The organism is Mangrovimonas spongiae (assembly GCF_003944795.1).
Taxonomy (GTDB): Bacteria; Bacteroidota; Bacteroidia; order Flavobacteriales; family Flavobacteriaceae; genus Mangrovimonas; species Mangrovimonas spongiae.
Map to the genome: position 1 here is coordinate 416,845 of NZ_RWBG01000001.1, position 24,458 is coordinate 441,302.

The window sequence follows — 24,458 nt, forward strand, 5'->3', positions numbered from 1 at the left end:
GAGAACAAGCAATTACTTATAGCCATTGTTGTGTACAGTTTTTTTATTTCAGTCGTTTTTTTATATCCATTCTTTGGTGCAAAATTCTAACAATTTCTACGATGTCATTTTCAACTTTTCTATAAAAAATCAAATGAGATTTTATTTTAGTCACACGATAATTTTTTCTAGTTTGCTCTGCTGATTTTCCAGTCAAAAAATTATCCGCTATGAACTCAATCTCTGAAATTATTAAGTCGTAATATCTGTCCGCTTCTTCTTTTGACCATTTATTTAGAGTATAAACCCAAATGTTTTTTAAATCCTTAATCGCTTCTTGACTTATTCGACATTGGTTTTTACTCATAAGTATTGGCGATGTAATTCTTTTAAAGTTTGTTTTGGGTCAAAATTCTCAACAAATCCACTTTGTTCTCCAATTTCGAGAGCTTTAATTAGTTCTCTTTCTTTTTTTTCCTCTCTTTCTAAAAGTCTTAAGGCAGAACGAATGACTTCACTGACTGAACTGTACCTACCAGATTTTACTTCTTCTTTAATGAAATCCTCAAAATGATTTCCAAGTGATATTGATGTGTTTTTGCCCATTTTGGATATTGTTTTTATCAAATATACCAAATCTTGGTAACGTGTGCAAATTGTACACAACGGGTTTGTGTATGGCTTGTTGCGGGAAATCCGCAGAGGATTTTCCGCTGTAGAACCAAATATAACAATTTGCAGAATTCCGATTAGGAATTCTGCCGCAATGAGCTATACTTGGTGTTGCCCATAGTAGCTTTAGTTATAATTTAGCTTAATAATTTTTTCTCCGATTACTAATTCGTGAATAATTTCATCTTTATCAAATGAAGGTCTAAATTGAGCGACTATTTTTCTTTTTTTATTGGCATTTAATTTTTGTTGTAATTTATTTGTTCTCGAAGTCATTTTCATAGACATCACAACAAAATCTATTTTATGTAATTCCCCGTTTTTATCGCGTAGATAAATTTTATTAAAATCTATTTCTTGAGATTGGGAAGAATTATTTTTAAATTCAAAAATCACAGTAATAAACCTTCTGCCTTTTTCAGCTACAATGTTATTTGCGTAATATCCGTTTCCTCGATCAATTACTCTTTGTTTATTTATTCCAAATATTCGAAATTCAAGATTTTCAGAATATTCATAGTACGTTTTTCTGTCAAGTTTTTGTGCTGTAACATTAATTGAAAACAGTAATAAAATCAGAAGTGGTTTATTCATTTTCTATGTTTTTTTAAAATTGATTTTCAGAGTCATGTTCCGCTATTATGGGCAGCTTCTTATAAAGAGACTATTAATCCAACTTTTCTGTTAACTTATTAAATACTTTTTTAGGGTTTTTACCTTGGTATAACACATCGTAAACAGCATTAATAATAGGTGTTCGTGTTTTCTTTTTGCTTTGTTCGTTTAATAAATGGGCGCTTTTTGTGGCGTAATACCCTTCGGCAACCATGTTCATTTCCATTTGTGCCGATTTTACGGTATAGCCTTTACCTATCATATTGCCAAACATACGGTTTCGAGAAAATGTAGAATACCCCGTTACTAATAAATCGCCCAAATAAGCCGAGTTGTTAATATTTCGTTTCATTTTATGGCGCTTTTTAATAAAGCGTTTCATTTCGCGAATAGCATTGCTCATAAGCACACTCTGGAAGTTATCGCCATACCCTAAGCCATGAGCAATTCCTGCAGCAATAGCATATATGTTTTTTAGCATAACAGCATATTCGGTACCAATAACATCATCGCTAGTTTTGGTTTGTATATAGTCGCTAGAAAGGTTTTTGGCAATGGCTTTTGCTTTTTTAGAATCGGCACAAGAAATGGTAAGGTATGATAAACGCTCTAAGGCAACTTCTTCGGCATGGCAAGGGCCTGCAATAACAGCAATGTTTTCAAAAGGAATCTTATAAACATCATGAAAATGCTCGCCAACTAGTAAGCCAGACTCAGGGATAATACCTTTTACAGCCGAAACAATGGTTTTGTTTGAAATATCTGCCGTTAGTTTTTCTAATTCAGAATACATAAAAGCAGAGGGGATAACAAATATGAGCACATCGGCCCATTTGGCCATATCGTTAATGTCGTTACTAAGTTTTAATTGTGCGGTATCAAACTCGACCGAGCTTAAATAACTTGGGTTATGATCTTCTTTTAACAGGTGTTCTTTAATATAAACGCTGCGCATGTACCAACCTACTTCATCTAAATTCTCACATAGCATTTTTACAATTGCAGTGGCCCAACTTCCAGCACCAAAAACGGCATATTTTAAAGGTGTTTCCATGTACGGATTTAACATATTAATTTTCTCAAAAATACATAAAATATAATGGTTTGTAAAGGTAAGTTATGGATGCTTTTTAATTTTTGGCACGTGTTTTGAATTACTTCAAGCATAACCCTTAAAAATGTGGCTTATGAAAACTTTAAAACTACTTTTTGCATTTGTGCTAACAGCCTTTTTATTTACATCGTGTATTTACGAAGAAGAAGTTGTTTACGATAATTATAATCCAGGCCCAACACATACGGTAACATCTGACGATATACTACGGTCTTACGAGTTATGGTACGTAGATATTAATCAAACCATAGGTTATGGAAGCACGCCTTTTATGGAAATAGCGTTTACCTTATCGTTTAGAAACGGTGTGTTATATGCCAACAATAATTTAGTAGGTTTTGGAAGCCAGGGTAATGGTTTTGGTATTCCAGTTGGCGATTATGATGCCTATAACATGATACTAGATGTGTACCACGATATAGATGGATACCAAACATTTGACGTTTACGAGGTTGATTACAATACCATAGAATTATACAACCCTTATACAGATACATCGTATTTTTTACATGGGTATCAACGCAATACGTTTGATTATGATTTTGTGTTTTACGATAATATCCACTATTTCCTTCAAGAATATGAAGCTTGGGAGAAAACCTATACAAGTAATTATGGTGAATTAAATGAATTTGACAATGAAAATTACTTGCAATTTTTAGCTGGCGGAAACGACTCAGAATTTAGAAGTTCTAAAGACCCTGTAGGGTTAAACCCAGAAAATTTATATTGGGATTATACAGGGGTTTATGGTGTAGGTAATGTTGCTAACAATATGTACTTAAAAACATTAACCTTAGACTACGATTATTTTGATAACGAACATTTTGAATTAAGTGTATTAAACGATCAGCGTATCGAGTTATACCATCCTTCCTCAGGAACCTTATACGAGTTTACAGGAAGAGGTTATATACAATACATGAGAAATGCCGCAGGTAAGCAAACCCAAGAGCCTAAAAAACGTAAACAAAAAACAAAGAAAAAAGCAAACCCAAGAGAAAATACAAGAAAGTCATAAATATTTTGGTTGATTAGTTAGTTGATGAGAGTGCTTTAACAATATAGTAATGTTGTAGCACTCTCTTTTTTTAGTATATTACCCTAAAATTAACCCTAACCAAGATAGATTTACATTAACTAATTTAAACATTTTAAATCACACACATTATGGGATTATTTTCATTTATTAAAGACGCAGGAGCAAAGATTTTTGGCGGAAAAACTTCAGCAGAAAAAGCCGCCGAAGCTAAAGCCGAAGCCGCAGAAGCCAAGTTAAAAGCAGAAGAAGCTGCTGCAAGCACATTAGAAGAAACTATTTCAGATTTATCATTACAAGTAGAAAACTTAAACATTCATATTGATGATGATAAAGCTACCGTAACAGGTGCTGCTTACGACCAAGCCACCAAGGAAAAAGTGGTGTTAGTTGTTGGTAACTCGGCGGGAATAGCTACTGTAGACGACCAAATGACGGTTGAAAACCCAGAACCTGAAGCGCAATTTCATACCGTTGTAAGTGGCGATACGTTAGGAAAAATTGCTAAAAAATATTACGGAAACGCGATGAAATACCCTGTTATTTTTGAAGCCAATAAGCCTATGCTTAAAGATCCAGATTTAATTTACCCAGGACAAGTATTACGTATTCCTGCGTTGGACTAAGCGATTTTCACTAAATAAAAATTAAAAATGCCAACTTTAAGTTGGCATTTTTAATTAGTTAATATTATTTACATCTTAATTTTATTTAAAAAACCAGTCGTCTGCATAAATACCATAAATAAAGTCCATTTCATGTTTTACTACATACATTTCATCACGATCAATGTATTCATTAATATTGTAGGCATACACTTTAATATTATTTGCTTTAAGGGTATTTAAAAGCTCTTGGTTTGAAGCAATAATATTTCGCGATATGGCAACATGTTTTATGTGGTACTTTTTAAGTGAATCTAAATAATTTTTTTTTAAATCGAATATTACATTTTGAGAGGGCATAACAGATTTAATTTTTGCTTGAGAGCCTTCTCTAACAGCATTCCAGGTAAATAATTCCATAATTAGCCTATCAGGGTCTATAAACTGTGATGCAAATGCTTTAGGGGTATTTATTTTATCAGTGACCAATACAGCATCAGGATGACTCTTAAACCAATTGTTAATAGATTTCATATCTAATGGGGTGTATTTTCCATATAGCTTATGAGACATAAATTCTTTACGAGAAACAGGAGTTTTTCCTGTGTATTCGGTCATTTTTATCCAATCATCCCAATAATGAGCAGCAACAAACTTGTTGTCTGAGGAAGTGAGAATATCTAACTCAAATAATCTAAAACCTTTTGCGTAGTTTGTATTTAATGCTTCTAACGAATTGGTATAAATTTTGTCATCTATTTTCCCTCCTGCATGAGCAATAAAACGTAATGTGTCTTTTTTATAAGTTTTAACGTGTTTTGAAATTTCAGGAATGATATAAGGGCTTAATTCTGTTCGCTCAAAACCCGAAACGTTTAAAGCAGTAATGTCACTTATGTGGTCTTGTATGAATTGGTTTTTATCGCCATTAACATGGTTTGTCAAAAATGTGGCATTAGTATTTATTTCAGCACCTTTTAAAATAATTTCAGGCAAATCTATTTGATAGAGATTTTTAAGGTTTTTTGTTTCAACAACCTCCTCTTTTGCGTTGGTTAAGATAAAAAGCCCCCGTTCTCCTGTACCTTTAAATATAGTGTCATCACCCATTTTAAGATGATCTGGAAATATATAAATAATAGTGTTTTTGTAAATGCCCACTTCTTTTAAGTAGTCAATAAAATCTTTAAGCATATAATCTGTGGCAGCTACCATAAATTCTAAATCAGAAGCTTTAGGTGTGATATATGCTTCCATGCGTTTGTCATAAATTCCATTTGGAAAGTGTGTACTTAACGTTGATATAAACAAAGAGAAGGGTGTGTTTGTTTTACTGCTGTTTAGGGCAGCTTCTTTAGCAACATTAAATAAGTCTTTATCTTGAGAAAATGCTCCTAGAGTTGATTTGTCAATAATATTATCAATCTTTAATGCGTAAAGCATATCTTGAGTTCCAGATACTTTAGCATCGGTGCCAATAAATGTTGTTTTGTAGCCTTCTTTTTTTAATATATGTCCAAGTCCAGTAATGTTAGAATGATAACTAGATTGAAAAATATTATTATGCATAGTTCCAAAATAAGCAGGAAACCCTGTTAGATATGTGTATAAAGAGCCGCTAGTCCATTTACTACCTTCATTTTGATTCATTTCATAATATTGCCAAGAAGGGTTTCTTATTAATGATCTTAAAAAAGGTGTTAACTTTGAATACTTTTCACTTAAATACCCTTTTTCAAAGGATTCAAGGGAAATAACAATAATATTCTTGCCTGAACCAGAAACTTCCAAATTTTCGGGAAAAACATAGTTCGTCATTTTTAGAGCTTGTAAATACTCATTAAATGATTTGTTTTCAACTTTTAATGTTGTGAATAACGTATAGCTTTTTTGTAAAATACCATTATGTAAACACATTGTATAAACCGCTATAAATAATATAATAACCTTGGTATATTTAATCACGGAAGTCTTTAATAAGTGTTTTGTAGAGGGAAAATACTTCTGCAAAAGTGTTACTATTTTTATAATGATTAAAGAAGCATAAAAGTATATAGTTGTAAAACAAACAAAAGCTATCAAACACAATATAACTTGAAACTTAAAGAGGCTTATCATCGCACTGATATCTCTTGTATTGAAGTGAATAATAAAACTATAATCAATAAATGATTTTAAGATATATGAAGAGCAAATTTGAAGAACAGTTACAGTGCTAAATATTATTGCTATTATAAACCTTATGGTTTTTTCCTTTATAAAAGAAGCTATAAAAAGAAAACTAATAATTAAAAAAAATAGATTGAGTATTAAAAACTTCCCTCCAAATGTATATGCTATTTTTTTTAATACGTTCACAATGCTTACCTATAAAAATTCATTTCATCAATATATTCCCAAACGTTTTCAGGAAGCATAGGCTTAATATTTTTGCCTTCTTGTATGCTTGAGCGAATAAATGTGGAGGATAACTCCATTATTGGCGCGTTAATATGATGAATTTTTGTATGATCCTCAAAACGTGTTTCAATACTTCCTTTTGAAATTCGTGGATACACATAAATATCATGATGCTCTAAAATAACCTGATAGTTTTTCCACTTATGAAAACTTTTTAAATTGTCTTCACCCATAATTAACGAAAACTCATGATTAGGGTATTTTTCGTAAAGATGCGTTAAGGTATTAACGGTATAATTAGGCTGAGGTAAATTAAATTCAATATTGCTTGGTTCAAGTTTTTCGTAAGCTTCGGTGGCACGGTACACCATTTCGTAGCGATGATGATCATCCAACAACGAGCTTTTTTTCTTAAATGGGCTATGTGGTGTAATTACAAACCAAACTTTGTCTAAATCACTAAACTCAACCATGTAGTTGGCAATGACTAAATGACCAATATGAATGGGGTTGAAGGTGCCAAAGTATAACCCTATTTTCATACCTTTTGTTTTATAAATTCCGAAACTAAATTATACGCTTCTTCTAAAGCGTGTTCTAAGGTGTCGTTAATTACAATATGATCAAATAATGGTGCTGTAGCCAATTCGGCAGAGGCTTTAGCAATCCGCATATTGATTTTGTCGTTGGTTTCTGTTTGACGTTTTTTAAGCCTAATTTTAAGTTCGTCTATACTTGGTGGTTTTACAAAAATAGCCAAGGTTTCCTTTGGAAATTTACGTTTAATACGCAAGCCACCAGACACATCAATATCAAAAATAACGTGTTTGCCTTTTGCCCAAATACGCTCGACTTCGGTTTTTAGTGTACCATAAAAATTATCACGATACACTTCTTCCCATTCTAAAAACTCATCGTTTTTAATTTTTTGCTTAAATTCTTCAAACGATAAAAAATAGTAATCTTTGCCATCAACCTCTTCGCCGCGTTTATCTCGCGAGGTAGCCGAAATGGAAAACTCTAAGCCCAACTCTTTTTGTTTAAGTAAATGTCTTACTATAGTGGTTTTTCCAGAACCCGAAGGCGCCGAAAACACAATAAGTTTACCGTCTTGTTTCATTATAGTACGTTTAAGAGTTGTTCTTTAATTTTTTCTAACTCGTCTTTCATTTGAACGACTAATTTTTGCATAGGTGCGTAATTAGATTTTGACCCAATAGTATTGATTTCGCGTCCCATTTCTTGACCAATAAACCCTAGCTTTTTTCCGTTAGATTCTTTAGAGTTTAATACTTTTAAAAAGTAATCTAAATGATTTTTTAAGCGTACTTTTTCTTCGGTAATATCATATTTTTCAATGTAGTAAACCAACTCTTGTTCAAAACGGTTTTCGTCTACCTTTTCCTTAATTTCTGCAATGCCTTTTTCTAGACGCGCTCTCACGCCTTCAATACGCTCTGGATCTATAGCGATAACATCGTCTAAAAGCTGACTAATATTTTTTACACGATTTATAAAATCGGTTTCCAGACTTTTACCTTCATCTATACGGTATTGTTCAATTTTTTTAAGCGTCTCATCAATAGCATCAGAAATTGTTTTCCATTCATCATCATCAATTTCGTCACGTTCAGTAGTTACGGCATCAGGTAAACGCACGGCCATTTTTAAGAGTTCGGTTTCATCGCCATCAACAACCTCTTTAAGTTGTTTTATATACTCTTTAACAACCGTTTTATTAATTTGAGAAGACGTGTCTTCACCTGTAATTTCCATATATAATGAAAAATCCACTTTACCACGATTTAAAACCGCTGCAATGCGCTTTCTTATCTCTAATTCTTTTTCTCTATAAACAGAGGGCATTCTAGCATTTAAATCTAGGTTTTTACTGTTTAACGATTTTATTTCTAAGGAGATTTTTTTGGTAGGAAGTTGTACCACGGTTTTCCCATAACCTGTCATAGATTGAATCATACACCAATTTGTATTGCATCCCACAAAGTGGGCTTTATTCCCAAACACGTCATGCGAAAGGGTATATTTATTTTGCGCAAAGGTAACAAATTGCTAGGTTTTTTTAAGGATGTTAAACTGTTATGCTTGCATAATAAAATTCCATACTTTTGTGGAAACCCAAAACGACACTTATGTTTAAAAAAGAATTTGAAATTCGTTGGAGCGATGTAGATGCTAACAGACATTTAGCCAATAGTGCTTATACCAATTTTATGAGCCATACAAGAATGGCTTTTTTAATTGAAAGTGGCTTTGGTATGAAAGAACTTGCTAAGTATAATATTGGACCAGTAGTGTTTTACGAGCATATGTTTTATTTTAAAGAAGCATTTATGGGAAGGCCTTTAACAGTTACCTTAGAGGTTTCTGGGCTAAGTGAAGATGGCACGTTTTTTATGTTCGATCATAATTTTTACAACCATAAAGGTGAGCATTTGGCACATTGCGAAATGTTAGGCGCTTGGATGGATTTAAAAGGACGTAAATTAACCGATTTACCAGAAAACTTATTAGAAATAGCCAATGCATTTCCTAAAGCAAAGCATTACAAAACACTTACTAGAGAGGATACTAGAAAACACGGTAAAAAACCAGTAAATTTAAATTAACCTAGAATATAAAAACGAAGTTGTTAAACGTTACATATTGCTTATAGCTTGTTTAGCAGCTTCGACGGTTTTTTTACTGTTGCCAATAAAAATTTGATTTTCAAGAAGTAATACAGGGCGTTTTAAAAAGGTATAGTGCTCTAAAATGTAGTGCTTAAAATCTTTTTCGGTTAGCGTTTGGTCTTTTAAACCCATCTCTTTGTATAACTTAGCACGTTTACTAAATAAGGCTTCGTAACTGCCAGATAGTTTAAGCATTTCTTCAAGTTGTTTTACGGTAATTGGTTCCGATTTGATGTCTTGCATAACAACATTGCTAGGTAAGTTTAACGCGTTAATAATTCTTGTACACGTATTGCATGTTTTTAAGTAGTAAAAAATCATAATTCTAAAAATTTATAACGGCATTATTGTTAAAAAAGGTTCGGCTTCGTTATATGGGATAACAAATTCTGTAATGCCCTGTGCGTAAGAGGCTATTTCATATTGATTATACAAAATAATAACACCTATATCATTAAATCCAATAGATTCTGGAAGTATAAAACCTTGCCCAAAGAAATAATCCTCTATAGTGTCGTTTTTATTGGTTTCAATTTCTTTTTTTAGGTGGGTTTCAACCAACTTGCTAAATCCATCTATATTAGTAATAAGATCAGTTATAGTCATTAATCCCCCCGTTTTTGTATCAAAATTTAAAAAGTCTATTCTATCATTTCCATGCGCACCACCAGTATACATATATGAGCTCATACCAACACAAATAATTTCTGGTGTTTGCAGTAAAACTTCGCCTTCAATACTTATTTCCCATTCTTGTGGTGTTTCTGGGAAATCTGCTTTAAACTGATTTAATTGGCTGTCAAACTTAGAAATCGCCTCTTTAATAGAAAGTGTATTGGTGGTATCTTTAAAATTAATTTGCTGTGCAATATAGCCTTCTATCTCATTATTCATTTGTTTTGCGACAGTATGATTTTCTTTTGCCTTGGGGTATAATATATCAATATCGGCAGTAGTTTTAGGAGATACAATAGTGTCTTTAAAAGTGATAGCAATATCCTCTTCGCAAGAAAACACAAGAAGTATAAATAGACTTAAAAAAGCGAGCCTTTTTATCATTACAGACAAGTTTTTGTTAAACATAGACTAAAGGTACAGCATCCATTTGAATAGACCGAATTAAACCTTAAATTTGTTGCATTAAGAAAAGAACTAGTTTATGAAATTTAACACAAAAACCATACACGGAGGTCAAGAACATGATAAAGCTTACGGTGCTGTAATGCCTCCTATTTATCAAACATCAACTTACGCGCAGTCTACTCCTGGAGGACACAAAGGCTTCGAGTATTCTAGGTCGCAAAACCCAACAAGATCAGCTTTAGAAAATGCTTTAGCAAGTATAGAAAACGGGAATTTTGGTTTAGCATTTGGGTCTGGTTTAGCTGCTATTGATGCTGTAATGAAACTCTTAAATCCTGGTGATGAGGTTATTTCGACAAACGATTTATATGGAGGAAGTTATAGATTGTTTACAAGTATTTTTGAACGTTTTGGTATTAAGTTTCATTTTGTAGGTATGGAAAATGCCGCAAACATTGAAAACTATGTAAACGATAATACAAAACTAATTTGGGTTGAAACACCAACTAACCCAATGATGAATATTATTGATATTAAAGCTGCTGCTAAAATTGCTAAGAAACACGATTTAATTTTAACGGTAGACAATACTTTTGCAACCCCTTATTTACAACAACCATTAGATTTAGGTGCAGATATAGTAATGCATTCTGCTACAAAATATTTAGGTGGTCACAGCGATGTGGTTATGGGGGCTTTAGTTGTAAAAGATAAAGACCTTGCCGATAAACTATATTTTATCCAAAATGCTAGTGGTGCAGTTTGTGGGCCACAAGATAGTTTTTTAGTACTTCGAGGCATAAAAACGCTTCATATTCGTATGCAACGTCACTGCGAAAATGGTCGTGCTGTAGCCGAGTATTTGAATAATCACCCAAAAATTGAAAATGTTTATTGGCCAGGTTTTGAAAGTCATCCTAATCATGATATTGCCAAATCTCAAATGAACGATTTTGGAGGGATGGTTTCTTTTACTACAAAAGGGAATAGTTACGAAGACGCTATTAAAATAGTGGAAAATTTAAAAGTGTTTACTTTAGCCGAATCTCTTGGAGGTGTAGAGTCTTTAGCAGGACATCCAGCAAGCATGACACACGCTAGTATACCAAAAGAAGAGCGTGAAAAAACAGGTGTGGTTGATTCGTTAATAAGATTAAGTGTTGGTATTGAAGATGAAGCCGATTTACTTGAAGATTTAAAACAAGCTATAGGATAACAATTACCTATTTAAAATATAAAAAAAGCCTAAACTTTTAACTGTTTAGGCTTTTTTATTATATGTTTTCTAGTCTGTCTAATCTAAATAATAAATGTATCCAAAGTTTAGCCACACTAACCAATCGTTATGTTTGTTGTAATCTAGTTGATGATCAAACCCATCAATCCAATCGCTAAAGTAATATTGCCAACGTAAATCTAACATTAAATCGGACAACTTGGTAAGTTTATACCTTACTCCAACACTAGCTACAACAGACCAAGCGTCGGTTGTTTCTGTATTAATAGGATACTCTCTTAATTCGCCAGGAGCTAAAGCTGGTAAATGAGACTCGTCTTCATACCAATAAGAGTAAATCGAAGATTCGTCCATAACATTTCCGCTACCATAAGTGGTTTGTGCTTTAGGATGTGAAGATGTATAATGCGCACCTAAACTAACAAAAGGCGCAAACCGATAACTAAACGCTTGGAATGATCTAATACTTAACGGGAAGTATTCAAGCTGCATACCTATGTCAAAATTTTGCGCTTCTCCAGTATGAGCTCTTAACTTATCTGCATTATCACTTGTTCTGTCTGGAGCAACCCAACGGCCATAGTGCTTAAGTTTTGTTTTATTCCAAGAAATTTCACTTCTTAATTTAAAATGATCGTTAAAATACGTATCGGTAGAGTAGCAATTACAATCTGCTCTGTAAGCAAAGTTTATATAATGAATAATACCAACACCTATACCAGTATTACCAAAGTTTGTTTCCTCATTATTACGGATACCGTAATCTGACCTAAATTGAACAGGACCTACAATAGCTCCAATTTCATGAGAGAAGCCTAATTGGGAAAACCCCAATTGAATTCCGCATATAAGTAGGATGAAGGCGGGCAAATATTTTATATTCAGCATAATATGGTATCAAAAAAAATAGAGCACTTAATATAACAAATATAACAAAACCCCTAAAGCTACCAAATTTAATGCTTAAATGAGATCTTTTTATTTTTATATAGATTTATTGGAATTTGATAATGTGAAGTAAAATAAATATGAAATTTTAAAAAAAATCTTTTCTTTTTTAAAGATACCGTATATTTGTTCTTTAATATTTTACATTCAATAACAATATCATAATTTAAAGATAAATGAGAGATAAAGTAGAAGCATTTTTAGAGCAAGTAAAGGTCAGAAATGGGCATGAGCCTGAGTTTTTACAAGCTGTCGAGGAAGTTGCAGAAACTGTAATACCTTACATTGTAAAACATGACATTTATTTTGGTAAAAACATTCTTTTAAGAATGGTAGAACCAGAACGTGTTATATCTTTTAGAGTTTGTTGGGTAGATGATGCTGGAGAAATACAGGTTAACAGAGGGTACCGAATTCAAATGAATTCTGCTATTGGACCTTATAAAGGTGGATTAAGATTTCACCCAACGGTTAACTTAAGTATATTGAAGTTTTTAGCGTTCGAGCAAGTGTTTAAAAACAGCTTAACTACACTGCCAATGGGTGGTGGAAAAGGTGGTAGCGACTTTGATCCTAAAGGAAAAAGCGATGGTGAAATAAGACGTTTTTGCCATGCCTTTATGTCGGAACTATTTAGACACATTGGCCCAAATACCGATATTCCAGCAGGAGATATAGGTGTAGGTGCTCGCGAAATAGGATACCTTTTTGGGATGTACAAAAAAATAAGAAATGAATTTACAGGAGTGCTTACAGGAAAAGGACTGTCTTGGGGAGGTTCTTTAATTAGACCAGAGGCCACAGGTTACGGTAATGTGTATTTTGCTGATAGTATGCTAAAAACAAAAGGAGACTCTTTTAACGGTAAAAATGTTGTTATTTCTGGTTCAGGAAACGTAGCTCAGTATGCAGCAGAGAAAGTACTTCAATTAGGAGGTGTCGTTTTAACCATGTCAGACTCATCTGGATATATCTATGATAAAGAAGGTATTAATGAGGAGAAACTAGCACATGTTATGTATCTTAAAAATGAAAAGAGAGCTAGAATACATGAATATTTAGAAAAATATCCAAATGCCGAATTCCACAAAGGAGAAACGCCTTGGGGAGTTAAGTGTGATATAGCACTTCCTTGTGCAACACAAAACGAATTACACGAAGAAGATGCCAAAAAATTAGTAGAGAATGGTTGTATATGTGTTAGCGAAGGAGCTAATATGCCATCTACAAAAGGCGCTATAGAAGTATTCCATAATGCTAAAATACTTTTTGCACCAGGAAAGGCATCAAATGCTGGTGGTGTAGCAACTTCAGGGCTTGAAATGACTCAAAATTCATTACGCTTTAACTGGACTAGAGAAGAAGTAGATAAAAAATTAAAAGAGATTATGGAAGATATTCATAAATCTTGTACCACCTTTGGAACAGAAGAAGATGGTTATGTAAATTATGTAAAAGGAGCCAATATAGCTGGGTTTGTAAAAGTGGCCGATGCTATGTTAGCACAAGGCGTTATATAATCTAAATAATTACTATAACTTAAAAAAGCTTCCTTGAACAAGGAAGCTTTTTTGTTATATCTATATGTTTTTAATATAAAACTCGTTATATATAAATATATTTGAACTTTTAAGTAGGCTATGAAACGTAAAATTCTGGTAATTGTAATAATGCTTTTTGCAACATTAATGCAGTCTCAAGACTATTCTGCACTTTGGGAAGGACATTATTCATATTTAAATATTAAAGATACCTCTAGAGGCGAAAATAAAATTTATGCAGCAGCCGAAAATGCCATTTTCACCTATGACATTAATACGTTTGAAATTGAAAAAATATCGACTATAAACGGGCTTTCAGGAGAAACCATTTCTACAATTCATTACAGTCAAGATTATGGGTTGCTGTTAATTGGTTATGACAATGGCTTGATAGAAATTGTTGTTGATGGCGAAGTTAATGTTTTAACGGTAGTAGATATTTTAGATAAACCTACAATACCACCCACAAATAAGCGTATTAATCATTTTAACGAGTATAACGGAGTTGTTTATATTGCTACAGATTTTGGAATATCGGTTTACGATTTAACAGGTTTAGAATTTGGTGATACTTATTATATAGGTGATAATGGAGCCCAAATTCGCGTAGAACAAACCACAGTAAACGGCGGTTATATTTATGCAGCATGTTTTGATAATAACGGCATTAAACAAGCCTCAGTCGCGAGTGATAATTTAATCGACTTTCAGGAGTGGAATACCATTTCTGGAGGAAATTTTGTGAGCGTACAAGAACATTTAGGAAGTGTATTTGCCGTAAGAGCAAATAGACGAGTGTACAGAATTGAAAATGGAGTTTTAAATCAGTTAACCATTTTAAACGACCCTATTTTAGATGTTAAATCAAACGATGACTATTTATTAATAACAACCCAAAATGATGTGTATGTTTACGATGTAAACTTCAATTTAATACTTAACCCAACATTTAATGAAGAGCTAAATACAAGTTTTACATCAGCAAGTTTTCATTCAGGGTTTTTATATATAGGAACAGAAAGCCACGGTGTTTTAAAAACCGATATTGATATAGGCATAAGTTATGAAGAATTACATCCTTTAGGGCCGTTAGCAAATACCCCTTTTAGTATTCTAGCTCAATATAATAGTTTGTGGGTAACTTACGGCGATTATAATTATTATCATACACCAACACCCTTTAAAAACCAAGGATTTAGTCGATTAACTGGAGACGAGTGGCTTAATGTCCCATTTGAAAATGTTTTAGGAGCTAGAAATTTAGGACAGATAGATGTTAACCCACTCAATGCAAGTCAAGTGTTTATTAGCGCACCACACTTTGGTATTTTAGAGGTTAATAATAACGAACCTACAATATTATATGATGAAAGTAATAGCGGGTTAGAGTCGTTAGTAGTGCCATCTGCACCAAACTATAAGAGTATTAGATTAGATGCAAAAACATTTGACACGTCTGGAGTACTCTGGTCGTTAACCGCAAGGATTGAGGAGCCGCTTAAATCTTATAATCCAGATAATGGTCAATGGAATAGTTACGATTTTACCAGTTTAATACCAGACGGATTTAACGGAGAAATAGGTTACAACGATATTGTTATAGACTTTAATAACACAAAATGGATTGCAAGTGTTAATAATGGAGTTATTGTTTTTAGAGAGAATAATGGCAATCAACAGCTTATAAATATAGCTTTAGAAGAACAAAATATGCCATCTGCTTATGTAAATACTTTAGCTTTTGACCAAAATAATCAATTATGGATAGGAACCTTACAAGGCTTAAGAGTGTTATACAATACAGGAAATATATTTCAAGATGAAGCCATAGAAGTTCAATCAATTATAGTTGAACAAGATGGTTTGCCAAGTGAACTTTTATATCAACAAGCTATTTCCGATATTGAGGTCGATGGTGCCAATAACAAATGGGTAGGTGTTACAGGTTCGGGGTTGTTTTACTTTTCTTCAGGTGGACAAGAAACCATTTTTCACTTTACAAAAGATAACTCTCCATTGCCATCAAACAATATTATGGATGTTTCTATAGATGATGATAGCGGTAAAGTGTATATTGCCACCGATAAAGGCTTGTTAGCTTATGGGTCTGGAAGTTCTGGCACCGAAGAAGATTTTGAAGAAGCGTTTGTGTACCCTAATCCTGTAAGGCCAGACTTTAATATGGCTGAGAAGAAAGTGAAGTTTAGAGGATTGCCAGAAAATGTTAATATAAAAATTACCGATATAGAAGGGAATCTGGTAGCCGAAGCCCAATCCAATGTTAATTTAAGATATAAAGGGTATCATTTAGAAATTGATGGTGGTTCTGCATTCTGGGATGGAAAAAACTTAGGAAATAACACCGTTGCATCTGGTGTTTATTTAGTAATGCTAACCGATTTAGATTCTCTAGAAACTAAAGTCTTAAAAATCATGGTAATTAGATAATGCAAGCTTCTACTCGTGCCATTGTTTTATCAAAAATTAAATATAGGGATAGCGATTTAATAGTAAAATGCTATACCGAAACATTTGGCACTGTAAGTTATCTTATTAGAGGCGTTTTTAAATCTAGAAAGGGACACCAAAAAGCAGCTTATTTTCAATTATTATCTCAATTACAATTAGAGGTTGTCCATAAAAACACAGCATCTTTACAAGCTGTAAGAGACATAAAAATAGATCATGCATATTCAAGCATTCATACCAATGTGTTAAAAAGTTCTATCGTCATGTTTCTTTCCGAAATTTTAAGCCAAGTCCTTAAAGAAGAAGAAAAAAATACAACTTTATATGGTTTTTTAGAGCATGCCATTTTATGGTTGGATACAGAACATAAATTTTCAAACTTTCATTTATATTTTTTACTAAAACTAACCAAGCACTTAGGGTTTTATCCAGATACCACAAACCTGTCTGCTAATTACTTTAATTTAGAAGAGGGTGAATTTCAAGACAACCCAAACAAATTTGCTATTTCAGGAGATAGTTTAACAATCTTAAAATCCATGTTAGGCATAGGTTTTGATGCGTTAAATAGCATAAAAATAAATGCTTTACAAAGACAAGATTTTTTAAAAATGCTTATCATGTATTACGAATTTCACATAGAAAGCTTTAAAAAACCAAAATCTTTAAGCGTGTTAAACCAAGTATTTAACTAACAAACCCTATGAAACCCTTTTTTACACTAGCTTTTTTTCTAATCGTAGGCGTTGTATTTTCTCAACAAATCAAGGTTTTAGATAAAACCTCTAAACAACCTATTCCAGCGGTATCCATTTATAATACATTAAAAACCACATCAACAATTACTAATTTTGATGGTGAGGCCAATATTTCGGAATTTCTTGAAAACGATAACATAACATTTAACCACATACTTTATCAGGACTTAAGTATAGAAAAATCGCAAATAGAAAGTATTATTTACCTAACACCAACGGTAGAGGGGCTTGACGAAGTGTTTATAGCGGCCTCCAAATTCAAACAAAAGAAAAAAGACATTCCTCAAAAAATAATGAGTCTTCATGCCGAAGATATAGCATTTAACACCCCACAAACCAGTGCCGATTTATTAGAAAATACTGGTGCTATTTATGTGCAAAAAAGTCAATTAGGTGGTGGAAGTCCTATGATAAGAGGGTTTTCAACAAATAGGCTTCTTATAACAGTGGATGGTGTACGTATGAATAACGCCATTTTTAGAAGTGGGAATTTACAAAATGTTATTTCTATCGATCCTTTTTCTGTAGAACGAACCGAAGTCAGTCTCGGTGCGGGATCGGTCGTTTATGGTAGCGATGCCGTTGGTGGTGTTATGGGGTTTTATACAAAAAAACCTAAACTGTCTTATACCGATAGCCTTCACTTTAAATTAAACACTACGGTACGATATGCTACAGCAAATCATGAAAAAACAGGCCATTTTGACGTTAATTTTGGATTAAAAAAATGGGCGTTTTTAACTAGTGTAAGTTATAGTGATTTTGATGATTTACGAATGGGACGTCATGGACCAAAAGCATATTTAAGACCTGAATATGTGGTGCAAGATGACAACGGAAATGATTACATAAAACGTAACGATAACCCTAAAGTGCAAAAACCAACAGGCTACAATCAAATAAATGTCATGCAAAAGGTGGCATTTCAGCCTAATAACAATGTTGCTTTTGATTTAGGGTTGCATTATTCCGAAACATCTAATTACCCGAGATATGATAGATTAATTCGTTATCGTGGCGAGAATTTGCGTTCGGCAGAATGGTATTACGGCCCTCAAAAATGGTTTATGGGAAATCTTCAATTTACTAAATTAAGCAGCCGTTCTAATTTATACAATAAAGTACAAACGACTTTAGCATATCAAAATTTCGAAGAAAGTAGGTACGATAGAGACTACCAGTCAACCATAAAGAATATAAGAAAGGAGCAAGTTGATGCGCTTTCGTTTAATGCCGATTTTGAAAAACTACTTTCCCAAAAAACAGAGTTATTTTATGGAGCTGAATATGTGTTTAATAAAGTAAGCTCCAAAGGAAAAGAACAAAATATTGTAAATGGAACAACTAACAATACTGTATCTAGATATCCGGACAATTCAAATTGGCAATCGGCAGCAGCTTATCTAAACTTGAAGTACAAACCACGTGAGCAATTTATTTTACAATCTGGAATCCGTTACAATTATATAAGTACGTATGCCGATTTTTCCAATAATAATACCTTTTTAAACTTACCTTTTAACGACACAAAAATTAACTCCGATGCCGTAACAGGATCTTTAGGTATTAGTTGGATACCTAATAAAATGATACATTGGAAAGTTAATACTTCAACAGCTTTTCGTGCACCTAATATAGACGATGTTGGTAAAGTTTTCGATTCGGAACCAGGCTCGGTAGTGGTGCCAAATAACCATTTAAAACCTGAATATGCTTATAATGCTGAAATAGGTCTTGGACTTAATTTTAATCAAATATGTTTAATAGATCTGGCCACATATTACACCTATTTAGACAATGCGCTTGTGCGTAGAGACTTTACTTTAAATGGGGAATCACAAATTATGTACGATGGCGAGTTAAGCGATATTCAAGCTGTTCAAAACGCATCTCATGCCAATATTTATGGATTTGAAGTAGGCATTCAATTGCATGTTAGTAATCATATAAAATTAACGTCGCAATATAACTTTATTGGTGGCGATGAAGACAATAATGGAAAAGATGTTCCCGTAAGGCATGTGGCACCACAATTTGGAAATACTCATCTTGTATGGGAAAACAAAAAACTTAAAGTTGATTTTTATGCAAATTATAACGGAGAGCTATCGTATAATCAATTAGCACCTTCAGAACAAGGTAAAGCTTATATGTATGCATTAGATGCGAATGGAAATCCTTATGCACCGTCATGGTATACGGTGAATCTTAAAACTAAATATAGTTTATCGCCTTCTGCAACAATTACAGCAGGCTTAGAGAATATTACCGATCAGCGTTATAAAACGTATTCTTCTGGAATAGCTTCTGCTGGACGAAACTTTTTAGTATCTCTCACGTATAGCTTATAACTAAAAAAAACGCTGCATTGTGCAGCGCTTTTTTATTTATAGTGACTTTGACTTATTTCTTTATCGCTTTTTTATTAATCACCTGTCCATTAGCTAAGGTTACTTTAGCAATATAAGTAGCACTACTTAAGTTAGATAAGTTGTGTGTTACCTTGCTAGAGTTAGTGCCTTGTAAAGTGTAAATTTGTCTTCCAAGTAAATCTAAAATTTCAATAGAGGTAATTTTATGTCTTTCATTAACCGAAAATTGGACATTGTCGTTTTGTAATTCAATAATAGTTAGGTTGTTATTAGACAGTAAATTCTCCTCAACAGATAAAGAGGTGTTTCTAAATACAATTTCGAAACGATTGTTAAATTCGCCACTCTCAGAAGCAAAATGATAAGGAGCATCGGTTAAATTGTGGATAAAATTTAAATCGTTATCTTTTAAATAAACGGTTTGTTCGCCATCAAACATTCCATCAAAATAAGCAATGGCTATAGTGTAATTTCCTGCATTATCAAGGTCGTAACCTATTGGGAAAGCATCATCAATATGAAATGGAGAACGTCCTTGGATGCTAAATTTCTCATTATTTATTAATGAATATAACTTTTGATTATCAGTTATGGCATCATAAAGTCGGTCTCTACCTGCGGTGGCATTAGCATTGTATCCTAATAATATGCGGCCTAAAGATTGATTGTTATGAATTATATCAAGCCAAATACGATGACGGTCACTTTGAGTTTGCGAGGCGCTAGATTGTCGGTAAAATTGTGAATTATCAAAAGCAGTACCTCGCATATTGTTTCTAAACTCTATTTGTTCTGTGGTTGTGTTGCCATCAAGCATATTTACCATAAAGCTTTGCCCAGCGGCTATTACTGTTTGTCCAGGACCAGCACCACTACCTAAGGCATTATAAGGAATATAATCGCTAGCCGTATAGTTAGCCCCAAAATCGTCATAAAACGGATCAACAATAGCAGCATCAGGTAATGTGCCGTGTGTCCAAAGATTTACAAAACCATCTAAAACAGCACTATTGGTAGCATTTGTTAAAAATTCGTATGCATCTATTGCTGAGGGGTATGGGTTTCCTATTAGGTTCCAATCATCATCATCGCTTGTAGCATCGTCGCCTCTAGAAACATCAACCGTGAAATACCCATTAAAAGGCACGCCATTGTTAAAGTTGGTTGTAAAATTTAAATCGGTACTCGAGCTAGGTTCACCTTGGCCATTATTTCCTCTAACAATGTAGCCAATGCCTTGTTCCATGGTTTCGCCAACGGCCGATACCCAGTTGCCTTCTCCACCATTAGGGTTTGTTATTGTTGGATCCCATTTATAAATGCGCGATGTAGAAGAAATATTACTAACGTTAAATCCTGAAATAGGCGAAGACCAGTAAACGTAATCTAAGTTTCTTACCGATGCTAAGCGTTCCATGTTTAAAGTTCCTGTATTCACGCTAGAGTCATCGCCTTGAACTAACGATCCATTATTTTCTATGTTAAATGTACCATTGTTAATTACGGATAGGTTTACATAAACATAGTCGTCACTAGAAGTTGTAAGTGTTCTAGTGTTATTAATTGTTAGGTTACCATTAGCAAATAACTCGCCAGAAATGCCTGTGGTAAAATTGTTATCTAATACAACATTATAAAATTGCTCAGTAGTAATTGGTGGCAATGGTGGTTGTGGATTAAAATAAATTATTTGATCTGTGGTTCCTGTAAAAATAACAGTACCATTACCTTCTTCAAATGCTAGCGTTCCTTGGTTGTTAGTCCAGTCGCCATATAAATATAGTAAACCGTCGTCCGTAGCTGTATTACCATCATCCATATTTAATAAACTTGTAGGATTGGCGTCTATTTGTAAATTACCATGAACTTCTAGAATGTTATTGACGCTTCCAGATAAGTTAACGGTATGACCATCAATAGTTAAGTTATTACAGCGGGCAATATCGTTAAATTCATCTGAGTAATCAGCAGTATAATCAATAGTTGCTATATTGGAAGCTGAATCATCAACGGTAACATTAGTGGCATTTTTTGGTACAGCCAAACCTTCCCAATTAGCACAGTTAAACCAGTTAGTGTCTACATCGCCAACCCATTGTCCTGCAGGGTTGCTTGGGCTTATGGTAAATGTTTTTCCGGCACTTGAAGCGGAGTTATCTGTTGGGTCGAAATTATATGAACCTAGAGTCCAGTTACCAGCAACATCCGAGACATTATTTACAATGGTTCTTATGGTTGCTAGGCCATGCTCTTTATCGTTTTCATAATACCCTCTAATATCATATTCGCTTTCAACGTTAAAACAGCGTAATTCTGCAGGTAAACGTGAAACACGATCAGAGTCTGATGTAGAACCACCACAAGCACTTGTTAAAGGCACCCAAGGTGTATCTATAGTAATACCGTGTAATAATGTTCCTGAAAAGTAATAATTTGCTTCGTTGGCATCTATAGTACCATCTGAAATAAAATCACCTTGCATAAGGTATAATTGGTCAGCTCCTGAAGTAGATATATTAGCATTTAAACCGGGCGTAACAACAGTAGCATTAAAATCGCTCGTTCTTGTTGTTGTGGTTGTGCCCTCGGTTACACTTGCATAAACAATAAAGGTACTTGAAGTTGTAACTTCAAATTGAAGCACTGATCCAGCAGGAATAACGGAAGCCCCTGTATAGGTTATTTTAGTTTCGAAAGGTGGTTGACTGGCATCATTGCTTCCTCCACCCCATTTTTGGGTTCTTACATTTGCTGGCGCGCCAGCTTCATAACGTGAATTTACTAAAGAGAATTCTGTGCCAGCTGTAATATCAACCAATGTGGCAATTAAGAATTCATCGTTAGCACCGCTACCATTAACTTGCCCATCATAGCCTACAAAAATAAGTTCTCCAGGGTTGAATATTGTTGAAGAGGTTATTGATACTGTTGCCGAATTAGACGTTGTGCTTCCGCAGATATTGGTTACAATCACTTGGTATAAATTGCCATCATCAGCTAATTGAAGATTGTTAACAACTAGCACACTTAAATCGGTTCCAATGTTGGACCATGTGCTGCCACCGTCTGTCGATTCTTGCCACTGATAACTTACAGCATTTGGACTAGACACCATAAACGATGCCGACCCGCCAACACCCGTTGTAATATCACTAGGATGTGTATCTATGGTTGGTACAGATGACGTTACAGAGACATTGTATGGGCCAATCTCACCATCCGACCAACAACCTTCTACTGTATTGTAAGCTCTTACATAATAATCGCCAGAAGTACTAACTGTTAAGTCGCTTGAAGCATCGTTTGTTTGATCTTCACCTAACGATGTATTTTGCCAGTAGTAAACTACATTAGCAGGTGCCGTTCCCGAAAAACTTAATGTGGTATTAGCTGCACAAACAGGTGTTGCTCCAGAAATTGTTCCTGTAGGATCTGCTGGTGGTGTGCAAGGTGTGCCACAATATATTTCAACATCATCAAGATAGAATGAGCCACCACTTCTTGGACTCATATACCATCTTAAATAGTAATCTCCAGTTAGATTTAAATTAACATTAAATTGTTGGTAGGATGTTGTAATATCACCAGAGTTATTTCCGTCTGCTGAAAATTGATTACTGTCAATCCATGTAATATTATCTAATGAATACTGTAGTGTGATAGAGTAATTAGATGTAGTTCCTGATACTCTTGCCCAAAAAATAATATTGTTAGGGTTAGAGATTTGTTCTGTTCTTATCCAATCATTTGTATCATTCATTCCTGCTTTCCCAGTGCCATTGTTTGCAGTGCCAGTATTAAAGTAAGAACCATTATTTGTCCAATTTAAGGGTTCTCCTCCTTCAAACCCTTCCTCCAAGCAAGGCCCAGTATAAACCTCAAACGTTACGCTAATGGTATGTGCTTCACTTACATTAGTAAAATCGTAAGAGGTGACAGCACCTACTGATACGCCATCAACTAAAACATCTTGTACAGCATAACCAGCATCTGGTGTGATGGTATAGGTGATATCATCACCACAGTTTACTGCTGAAGTTCCATTCGGAGAGATGCTTCCATTGGCACCTGCAGATGCAGTAATATTAAAAGTATCCGCTATATATACGGCTGTAATAGTATGGTCTGCTGTAACATTGGTAAAGGTATAAGGATTGGTATTTCCTACATTAGCGCCATCAACTAGCCAGTAATCAAACGTATGGCAGCTATCTGGCGTTGCTGTAAAGGCTTGGTCGTCGTTATTGGCTACCCCAATTGTTCCTGGCGTAATTGTACCGCCAGTTGCTTGTGTCACGGTTATGGTGTTGTCTGAGGTTAAACAGATAGATGAAGAATTACCAAAACCAGTCATAGTTGAACCAATACTAATTTCTTCAAACCTTAGACTAGGATCAATCCAACCATCGGTATCACCATCACAAATACTAGGTAGAATTTGTAAATTGTTATTTGCTGTTGAAACATCATTATTGGCCCATGATGAACCTGGGTCAGAACCACAAACACCAAACTGATCTTGAATAACTCCCGCTAACCTAATTTGAAGAGCATCATCTCCATTGAAACTAAACCCGTATTCAGTAGTTCCACTTAAATCCGTTCCATTATTAATGGCATATGTAACTAGGTTGTTTGTTCCAATAACCCAAACTTCACCAGCTCTTAAAGTCCCTGAGGTTGTTTCAGCCGCCGCTATGTTGTTGCAACCAGAGCCATTAGTGCCTTGAAAAACTTCTAAGCTATTATCTGTTGTAAAAGTAATATCAGAACCAGAGATATTCATTACTTCTATACCTTTAGGGGCACTTCCTGAATCAGTTTCAATATATTGACTAATGATTATGTCAGATTGCCCAAATCCAGATAGAATAAGGCTTAAAAAAGCTATTAATGAGAACGCGTATTTTTTAATCATAAGGGGAATTTTTTGCTA

The 24,458-nt window shown here is 34.0% G+C and carries 20 protein-coding genes; 8 read left to right on the plus strand and 12 right to left on the minus strand.

The window, feature by feature from the left end; translation table 11 throughout:
* Positions 1 to 43: 43 nt before the first annotated feature.
* From EJA19_RS01950 to EJA19_RS01965, 4 genes are all read right to left on the minus strand, one after another.
* Positions 44 to 346 (minus strand): type II toxin-antitoxin system RelE/ParE family toxin, encoded by a 303-nt coding sequence (locus EJA19_RS01950; protein WP_125466655.1) that lies wholly within the window; start codon positions 344 to 346, stop codon positions 44 to 46.
* Positions 343 to 585: a type II toxin-antitoxin system ParD family antitoxin gene (locus tag EJA19_RS01955; protein WP_125466656.1), complete on the minus strand. Its 243-nt coding sequence runs from the start codon at positions 583 to 585 to the stop codon at positions 343 to 345. The genes EJA19_RS01950 and EJA19_RS01955 overlap by 4 nt, the downstream gene beginning before the upstream one ends.
* Before the next feature lie 192 nt (positions 586 to 777).
* Positions 778 to 1,245 carry a hypothetical protein gene (locus EJA19_RS01960; protein WP_125466657.1) on the minus strand — a complete coding sequence of 156 codons (468 nt, stop codon included), beginning with the start codon at positions 1,243 to 1,245 and terminating at the stop codon, positions 778 to 780.
* 73 nt (positions 1,246 to 1,318) lie between these two features.
* The gene (locus tag EJA19_RS01965) at positions 1,319 to 2,320 is read right to left on the minus strand and encodes an NAD(P)H-dependent glycerol-3-phosphate dehydrogenase (RefSeq protein WP_125466658.1); all 1,002 of its coding nucleotides are present in this window, start codon (positions 2,318 to 2,320) and stop codon (positions 1,319 to 1,321) included.
* A gap of 133 nt (positions 2,321 to 2,453) precedes the next feature.
* Between EJA19_RS01965 and EJA19_RS01970 the strand changes: the two genes are divergently transcribed.
* Both EJA19_RS01970 and lysM read left to right on the plus strand, forming a co-directional pair.
* The gene (locus tag EJA19_RS01970; protein WP_125466659.1) at positions 2,454 to 3,401 is read left to right on the plus strand and encodes a nicotinic acid mononucleotide adenyltransferase; all 948 of its coding nucleotides are present in this window, start codon (positions 2,454 to 2,456) and stop codon (positions 3,399 to 3,401) included.
* A gap of 149 nt (positions 3,402 to 3,550) precedes the next feature.
* A complete protein-coding gene (gene lysM, locus EJA19_RS01975; protein ID WP_125466660.1) occupies positions 3,551 to 4,045 on the plus strand; it encodes a peptidoglycan-binding protein LysM in 495 nt (164 codons plus the stop codon).
* A gap of 81 nt (positions 4,046 to 4,126) precedes the next feature.
* On the opposite strand, the gene EJA19_RS01980 is transcribed toward lysM, so the two are convergent.
* The 4 genes from EJA19_RS01980 to EJA19_RS01995 form a co-directional block, all read right to left on the minus strand.
* The gene (locus tag EJA19_RS01980) at positions 4,127 to 5,941 is read right to left on the minus strand and encodes a sulfatase-like hydrolase/transferase (protein WP_158611342.1); all 1,815 of its coding nucleotides are present in this window, start codon (positions 5,939 to 5,941) and stop codon (positions 4,127 to 4,129) included.
* 446 nt (positions 5,942 to 6,387) lie between these two features.
* Positions 6,388 to 6,966 (minus strand): nicotinate (nicotinamide) nucleotide adenylyltransferase, encoded by a 579-nt coding sequence (gene nadD, locus EJA19_RS01985; RefSeq protein WP_125466662.1) that lies wholly within the window; start codon positions 6,964 to 6,966, stop codon positions 6,388 to 6,390.
* A complete protein-coding gene (gene gmk, locus EJA19_RS01990; RefSeq protein WP_125466663.1) occupies positions 6,963 to 7,544 on the minus strand; it encodes a guanylate kinase in 582 nt (193 codons plus the stop codon). The genes nadD and gmk overlap by 4 nt, the downstream gene beginning before the upstream one ends.
* Positions 7,544 to 8,401 (minus strand): YicC/YloC family endoribonuclease, encoded by an 858-nt coding sequence (locus EJA19_RS01995; RefSeq protein WP_125466664.1) that lies wholly within the window; start codon positions 8,399 to 8,401, stop codon positions 7,544 to 7,546. Before EJA19_RS01995 ends, gmk begins: the two co-directional genes overlap by 1 nt.
* A gap of 173 nt (positions 8,402 to 8,574) precedes the next feature.
* Between EJA19_RS01995 and EJA19_RS02000 the strand changes: the two genes are divergently transcribed.
* On the plus strand, positions 8,575 to 9,051 hold the full coding sequence (locus EJA19_RS02000) for an acyl-CoA thioesterase (protein WP_125466665.1): 477 nt from the start codon (positions 8,575 to 8,577) through the stop codon (positions 9,049 to 9,051).
* A gap of 30 nt (positions 9,052 to 9,081) precedes the next feature.
* Here the strand turns inward: EJA19_RS02000 and EJA19_RS02005 are convergent, their stop codons facing one another.
* Both EJA19_RS02005 and EJA19_RS02010 read right to left on the minus strand, forming a co-directional pair.
* On the minus strand, positions 9,082 to 9,435 hold the full coding sequence (locus EJA19_RS02005; RefSeq protein ID WP_317124816.1) for an arsenate reductase family protein: 354 nt from the start codon (positions 9,433 to 9,435) through the stop codon (positions 9,082 to 9,084).
* Positions 9,436 to 9,447: 12 nt separating this feature from the next.
* Positions 9,448 to 10,173: a DUF3298 and DUF4163 domain-containing protein gene (locus tag EJA19_RS02010; RefSeq protein WP_158611344.1), complete on the minus strand. Its 726-nt coding sequence runs from the start codon at positions 10,171 to 10,173 to the stop codon at positions 9,448 to 9,450.
* Between the two features lie 100 nt (positions 10,174 to 10,273).
* Here EJA19_RS02010 and EJA19_RS02015 point away from each other — a divergent pair, with 100 nt between their 5' ends.
* The gene (locus EJA19_RS02015) at positions 10,274 to 11,413 is read left to right on the plus strand and encodes a cystathionine gamma-synthase (RefSeq protein WP_125466668.1); all 1,140 of its coding nucleotides are present in this window, start codon (positions 10,274 to 10,276) and stop codon (positions 11,411 to 11,413) included.
* A 78-nt stretch (positions 11,414 to 11,491) separates the two neighbouring features.
* Here EJA19_RS02015 and EJA19_RS02020 read toward each other — a convergent pair whose 3' ends face one another.
* Positions 11,492 to 12,322: a THC0290_0291 family protein gene (locus tag EJA19_RS02020; RefSeq protein WP_125466669.1), complete on the minus strand. Its 831-nt coding sequence runs from the start codon at positions 12,320 to 12,322 to the stop codon at positions 11,492 to 11,494.
* Positions 12,323 to 12,558: 236 nt separating this feature from the next.
* Between EJA19_RS02020 and gdhA the strand changes: the two genes are divergently transcribed.
* The 4 genes from gdhA (at position 12,559) to EJA19_RS02040 (ending at position 19,501) form a co-directional block, all read left to right on the plus strand.
* Positions 12,559 to 13,902 carry an NADP-specific glutamate dehydrogenase gene (gene gdhA, locus EJA19_RS02025; protein WP_125466670.1) on the plus strand — a complete coding sequence of 448 codons (1,344 nt, stop codon included), beginning with the start codon at positions 12,559 to 12,561 and terminating at the stop codon, positions 13,900 to 13,902.
* A 120-nt stretch (positions 13,903 to 14,022) separates the two neighbouring features.
* Positions 14,023 to 16,371, plus strand: coding sequence for a type IX secretion system anionic LPS delivery protein PorZ (gene porZ, locus EJA19_RS02030; RefSeq protein WP_125466671.1), 2,349 nt, complete (start codon positions 14,023 to 14,025; stop codon positions 16,369 to 16,371).
* Positions 16,371 to 17,087, plus strand: coding sequence for a DNA repair protein RecO (gene recO, locus EJA19_RS02035; protein ID WP_125466672.1), 717 nt, complete (start codon positions 16,371 to 16,373; stop codon positions 17,085 to 17,087). Before porZ ends, recO begins: the two co-directional genes overlap by 1 nt.
* An 8-nt stretch (positions 17,088 to 17,095) precedes the next feature.
* Positions 17,096 to 19,501, plus strand: coding sequence for a TonB-dependent receptor (locus EJA19_RS02040; protein WP_125466673.1), 2,406 nt, complete (start codon positions 17,096 to 17,098; stop codon positions 19,499 to 19,501).
* A 52-nt stretch (positions 19,502 to 19,553) separates the two neighbouring features.
* Here the strand turns inward: EJA19_RS02040 and EJA19_RS02045 are convergent, their stop codons facing one another.
* Entirely contained in the window at positions 19,554 to 24,440 is a 4,887-nt protein-coding gene (locus tag EJA19_RS02045) for an InlB B-repeat-containing protein (RefSeq protein ID WP_125466674.1), read from the minus strand.
* Positions 24,441 to 24,458: the final 18 nt, after the last annotated feature.